The organism is Alkalihalobacillus sp. TS-13 (assembly GCF_019720915.1).
In the GTDB taxonomy this organism is placed as follows: Bacteria; Bacillota; Bacilli; order Bacillales; family Fictibacillaceae; genus Pseudalkalibacillus.
Genome location: NZ_JAHKSI010000001.1, coordinates 3,523,629 through 3,530,211 on the forward strand (window position 1 = coordinate 3,523,629; position 6,583 = coordinate 3,530,211).

A 6,583-nucleotide genomic window follows, 5' to 3' on the forward strand; every position below is an offset into this window, starting at 1 on the left:
ATGGATGTTCGAAAAAAGAAGCAGGTGAAAAATAATGAGTATTGACCAAGGTACAGAAAAACAAACATATGATGAGAGTCAGATACAGGTACTCGAAGGACTAGAGGCTGTCCGTAAGCGTCCTGGTATGTATATTGGCTCTACAAGCAAACGAGGATTGCATCATCTCGTCTGGGAAATTGTCGATAACAGCATCGATGAAGCATTAGCTGGATACTGTACAGAGATCCGTGTAACGGTTGAAAAAGATAACAGCATCACTGTTCAGGACAATGGACGTGGAATTCCTGTAGGAACTCATGAAAAAACAGGACGCCCCGCTGTAGAAGTAATCATGACAGTTCTGCATGCCGGTGGTAAATTCGGCGGCGGTGGTTATAAGGTTTCCGGAGGACTGCACGGTGTAGGTGCATCAGTCGTAAACGCACTGTCCACTGAGCTTGAGGTCAAAGTACATCGTGATGGGAAGGTCCATTACCTACAGTTCCACCGTGGTATCCCTGCAGCAGACCTGAAAGTCATAGGGGAAACGGATTTTACAGGAACGATCACACACTTCGTCCCTGATCCGGAGATTTTCACTGAAACACGGGAGTACGACTTCGAGGTATTGGCAAACCGTTTAAGAGAGCTTGCATTCTTGAACCGTGGACTGAAAATCATTGCTGAGGATAAGCGTGAAGAAGAACCGGTGGAACATGTGTACCATTACGAAGGCGGAATAAAATCTTACGTGGAACACATCAACCGTACGAAGGAATCCCTTCATGAACCGATCTTTGTCGAAGGGATGAGGGATGATATTTCTGTGGAAATTGCTGTCCAATACAATGACAGCTTTGCAAGCAACCTTTATTCGTTTGCAAATAATATCAATACCCATGAAGGCGGAACCCATGAGTATGGCTTCAAGACCTCTTTAACCCGCGTCATCAATGATTATGCACGGAAGAACAACCTTCTCAAGGAAGATGGAAACTTATCTGGGGACGATGTTCGTGAAGGACTTACAGCAATCATTTCCATCAAGCATCCTGATCCACAATTTGAAGGTCAGACGAAAACGAAGCTTGGAAATGCTGAAGCGCGGACTGTTACTGAGTCTGTTTTCGGGGAAAAGTTCTCCCAATTCCTTTATGAAAACCCGACTGTGGCGAAACAGATTGTAGAAAAAGGAAGCATGGCACTGCGTGCACGTCTTGCAGCAAAGAAAGCCCGTGAATTGACTCGCCGCAAAAGTGCACTTGAAGTTTCTTCATTACCAGGAAAATTAGCGGATTGTTCATCGAAAGACGCTTCCATTTCCGAATTGTATATCGTTGAGGGTGACTCCGCAGGTGGTTCCGCAAAACAAGGGCGCGATCGTCATTTCCAAGCGATCCTTCCTTTGCGTGGAAAGATCATCAACGTAGAGAAAGCAAGATTGGATAAGATATTATCAAATAACGAAATCCGTGCAATCATTACGGCTCTTGGAACAGGGATTGGAGAAGATTTTGATCTAACCAGAGCACGTTATCACAAGATCATTATCATGACGGATGCAGACACGGATGGTGCACATATCCGGACGCTGTTGCTTACGTTCTTCTATCGTTATATGCGTCCATTGATTGAACAAGGATATGTCTATATCGCACAGCCGCCGTTATATAAGATCCAACAGGGCAAAAAAGTGGTCTATGCCTATAACGATAAGGAAAAAGATCGCGTATTGAATGAAATCTCCAAATCGCCGAAACCTTCCTTGCAGCGTTATAAAGGTCTTGGAGAAATGAACCCGACCCAGCTATGGGAAACGACCATGAATCCTGAGGAGCGGACAACCCTTCAAGTCGAGTTGCAAGATGCTATTGAAGCGGACGAGATCTTTGAGATCTTGATGGGTGATAAGGTTGAGCCACGCCGTGATTTCATACAAGAGAACGCACAATACGTGAAAAACCTTGATGTATAGACGCAACAGGTGATCAAAGAAACCATGTTAGAAATGAAGTGTAATTGGAGGTAATCGGGAATGGCCGATATCGAACAATCTCGAAAGAAAGAAATCAATATAAGCGATGAAATAAGAACATCGTTCATGGATTACGCGATGAGCGTTATTGTCAGCCGTGCTCTTCCAGACGTAAGAGACGGCCTGAAGCCTGTACATCGCCGTATCCTGTACGCAATGAACGACCTCGGTATGACAGCAGACAAGGCGTATAAAAAGTCTGCACGTATCGTCGGGGAAGTAATTGGTAAATATCATCCGCATGGTGATTCAGCCGTCTATGATGCGATGGTACGTATGGCACAAGATTTCAACTATCGCAATATGCTGATTGATGGACACGGAAACTTCGGTTCTGTTGATGGCGATGCAGCAGCTGCGATGCGTTATACAGAAGCGAGAATGTCCAAAATTTCGATGGAAATGGTCCGTGACATTCAAAAGGATACAATTGACTATAAGGAAAACTATGACGGTAGTGAACAAGAACCGGTTGTCCTTCCAGGACGTTTTCCGAACCTTCTCGTAAACGGTGCAGCAGGGATCGCTGTCGGTATGGCAACCAATATCCCTCCTCACCAGCTTGGTGAAGTCATTGATGGTGTTCTTGCTTTAAGTAAAAATCCAGATATGGATATTCCAGAATTGATGGAGTATATTCCTGGACCAGACTTCCCTACAGGTGGAGAAATTTTAGGTCGTGAAGGTATCCGTCGTGCTTATACGACTGGTCGTGGATCGATCATGACGCGTGCTAAAGCACATATTGAAGAAAAAGATAATGGCCGAAAATCGATCATCGTCAACGAAATACCTTACCAGGTCAACAAGGCGAAATTGATTGAAAAAATTGCTGAATTGGTTCGAGACAAACGTATTGAAGGGATTTCAGATCTTCGTGACGAGTCGGACCGTAACGGTATGCGGATCGTCATAGAAGTCCGGAAAGATGCAAATGCTAACGTTCTTTTAAATAATTTATATAAGCAAACAGCTCTTCAAACAAGCTTCGGGATAAACCTGTTAGCCCTTGTTGATGGACAACCGAAAGTCTTGAACCTGAAGGAATGTCTTCATTATTATTTGAAGCATCAGCAGGAAGTTATTCGTCGACGTACGATTTTCGAATTGAAAAAAGCTGAAGCACGTGCACATATCCTTGAAGGATTACGCATCGCGCTTGATCATATCGATGAAATCATCGCGCTCATCAGAGGTTCACGTACGACAGATATCGCACGTGAAGGATTAATGGAACAATTCTCGTTATCTTACGAGCAGGCACAAGCGATCCTCGATATGCGTCTGCAACGTCTTACTGGTTTAGAACGAGATAAAATCGAAGACGAATACAATGAACTTGTGAAGTTGATCGCTGAACTAAAAGCGATATTGGCGGATGAAGAAAAGGTTCTTGAAATCATCCGTACAGAGCTTACAGAGATTAGAGAAAAATTCAATGATGAACGAAGAACAGAAATCACAATCGGTGAAAATGCAATAGAAGATGAGGATCTCATCCCTCGCCAACAGATTGCGATCACCGTTACACATAATGGGTATATTAAACGTCTTCCTTTATCCACTTACCGTGCACAACGGCGTGGAGGGCGAGGAATTCAGGGGATGGGAACGAATGATGATGACTTCGTCGAACATCTACTATCGACGAATACACATAACACAATCTTATTCTTTACGAACCTCGGTAAGGTCTATCGACTAAAAGGATATGAAATTCCTGAACTCGGAAGGACTGCAAAAGGGATCCCAATCATCAATCTCCTGCAGATTGAAAAGGGTGAATCGATTTCAGCGATCATTCCAGTGGAAGAGTTTGTCGATGACTGGTATCTCTTCTTCGGGACAAAGGATGGCATATGCAAACGTTCACCACTCTCCGCATTTGCTAACATCCGTCGCGGCGGGCTTTTTGCCATCAATCTCCGTGAAGAAGATGAATTGATCGGTGTCAGACTGACAGACGGCAACAAAGACATCATCATCGGTACAAATAGCGGAATGGCTGTCCGATTCCATGAAACCGACGTACGTTCAATGGGAAGAACTGCAACTGGTGTTAAAGGAATTTCCTTACGTGAAGAGGATTATGTTATCGGGATGGAGCTTCTCGATACAGACGAAGAACGTGACATCATGATAGTTACCGAAAAAGGATTCGGTAAACGTACGCCAATGGAAGAATACCGTGTACAATCACGTGGCGGTGTCGGTCTACGAACATGTAACATCACCGACAGGAATGGTAAAGTGATTGCACTGAAAACCGTCAATGAAGAGCAAGAAATCATGCTCATCACGACCACGGGAATCGTCATTCGAATGTCAGTCGCTGATATTTCTCAATATGGACGTAATACACAAGGTGTCCGATTAATCAAAATAAACGAAGGTGTCGATGTCGCAACGATAGCTGTCGTCGATAAGGTTGATGAAGAGGAAGAGATCGAAGGAGAAGAATCTCCAGCTGACGAAGCAACAAATGAAGAAGAAACATCTGAAGAACCTATTCAAGATGATGCAGAATCGTCCGATACAACTAATGACGATCATTCCTCATCAGATGAAGGAACCGAAGAGTAACCAATGACGGAGGAAAATCATTTTCCTCCGTTTTTTGAACTCTGTTTTTTTCTATATATAGAGATAAGAAAGCACAAGAGTCCTGGTCAGGCAATGGAGCTTTACATGCCTTCATCCGCAAAAAAATTATCTTTTTAGAAGGGGACGGGTCTATTGAAGGTACTTGTACATAATTTAAATCCAGGTGAAGTTTTGACAAACGATGTGTTTTCCCTGACGAGTCGCCCAATCGTTACACGTGATACGGAGTTGATTGAGGAGCATATCCAAGTGTTGAAAGCATTTTCGATTAATGAGGTTGAAGTGAAGACGCAAAAATCTGCTTCTAAAAAACAAAAAGATGAAAATAAGACATCCAGCGCGACGAACACTACACAAAACACTGGTTTTCATTCACTTTATAAAAAAGCAGTCATCCAGTATAAAAAGCAGTTTGAAAATTGGCAAGCTGGTACAGCAGTTGATCTTTATCAGATTCGTCTAGAAATCGTTCCACTTCTTGAAATTGCATTAGACAAGCCGAAAACGATCCTATCACTGCATCACTTTTCTGAGGCTCAGGATTATATTTATCATCATGCGGTGTCTGTGGGGCTGATTTCATCATTTATAGCAAAGAAACTCTCCTATTCAAAAGGGGAGATCATCCAACTCGGATTAGGCGGTGCTCTTATTGATTGTGGAATGTCGAAAATCCAGCCAAAGATCTTTTATAAAAAGGATAACCTTACGCAATCCGAATACGAGGAAGTGAAACAACATCCGATTCTCGGCTATAAAATGTTGAAAAGCCTCACAGGAATAAAAGAAAGTGTCCTACTGAGTGTATTACAGCATCACGAACGCGAAGACGGAAGCGGTTATCCATTAGGGACAAAAGGAAGTCAATTGAATCAATACAGCCGCATTGCGGCCATTGCTGATGTTTTCCATGCCATGACCTCTGAACGGCTTTACCGGGCTAAACAATCTCCATTCAAAGTACTCGAACAAATGCAAATGGATCATTTCGGGAAATTCGATCCGAAGATCTTGAACATTCTAGTAAATGAACTAACTGCATTTTCGGTAGGAACCAAAGTTGAACTTACGAACGGTCAGGTTGGAGAGATCGTCTTCATCGATCCCCAATCACATACCCGTCCGATGGTGAAAATTGATGGAGCGGATGAAATCATTGCACTTACGAAACGAACAGACTTATATATCGAAACCATTTTAACCTAAGGAAGAGAAGTATTTTCTCTTTCTTTTTTTGGGTTCACCAGACTCACGGATTTATTTTCCCTCCTTAACATTTATTAAAAATATAGTTGAACAGGCTGAAGAATCATGATATAGTTATTTCCGTTGCTCTAAAAACAACCAACAAAATAATTTCAAAAAAGTTATTGACGGATGTTTTAAGAGATGTTATATTATTTAAGTCGCCTCAAAAACGAGGCAGCGAAAAACAGCTCTTTGAAAACTGAACAAAAGCCAAGCGTGAAACGGGTCTTTTTATAAGAACCCTGATCAATTTTTAAGTTTTACATTTAATGAGCAATCAAACGATGCTCAATAAATTCAGTGGCAATTATGCCAATCAATTTATTGGAGAGTTTGATCCTGGCTCAGGACGAACGCTGGCGGCGTGCCTAATACATGCAAGTCGAGCGGACCAACGAGGAGCTTGCTCCTCAGAGGTCAGCGGCGGACGGGTGAGTAACACGTGGGCAACCTGCCTGTAAGACTGGGATAACTCCGGGAAACCGGGGCTAATACCGGATAACATTCTCCTCTGCATAGAGGGGGATTAAAAGATGGCTTCGGCTATCACTTACAGATGGGCCCGCGGCGCATTAGCTAGTTGGTGGGGTAAGGGCTCACCAAGGCGACGATGCGTAGCCGACCTGAGAGGGTGATCGGCCACACTGGGACTGAGACACGGCCCAGACTCCTACGGGAGGCAGCAGTAGGGAATCTTCGGCAATGGACGAAAGT

The 6,583-nt window shown here is 43.4% G+C and carries 3 protein-coding genes and 1 rRNA gene; all 4 read left to right on the top strand.

The annotated features are described in order from the left end of the window. Positions 1-34: 34 nt before the first annotated feature. On the top strand, positions 35-1,957 hold the full coding sequence (gene gyrB / locus KOL94_RS16750; RefSeq protein ID WP_221567518.1) for a DNA topoisomerase (ATP-hydrolyzing) subunit B: 1,923 nt from the start codon (positions 35-37) through the stop codon (positions 1,955-1,957). A 60-nt stretch (positions 1,958-2,017) separates the two neighbouring features. Further along, positions 2,018-4,600: a DNA gyrase subunit A gene (gyrA, locus tag KOL94_RS16755; protein WP_221567519.1), complete on the top strand. Its 2,583-nt coding sequence runs from the start codon at positions 2,018-2,020 to the stop codon at positions 4,598-4,600. A 153-nt stretch (positions 4,601-4,753) separates the two neighbouring features. Then, on the top strand, positions 4,754-5,827 hold the full coding sequence (locus KOL94_RS16760) for an HD-GYP domain-containing protein (RefSeq protein WP_221567520.1): 1,074 nt from the start codon (positions 4,754-4,756) through the stop codon (positions 5,825-5,827). Between the two features lie 363 nt (positions 5,828-6,190). Beyond that, positions 6,191-6,583 (top strand): 16S ribosomal RNA (locus KOL94_RS16765); the annotation flags it as partial.

Excerpts from the sequence above, each read along its gene's own strand:
- gyrB (WP_221567518.1), top strand. The coding sequence starts at position 35 with ATGAGTATTGACCAAGGTACAGAAAAACAAACATATGATGAGAGTCAG.
- gyrA (WP_221567519.1), top strand. The coding sequence starts at position 2,018 with ATGGCCGATATCGAACAATCTCGAAAGAAAGAAATCAATATAAGCGAT.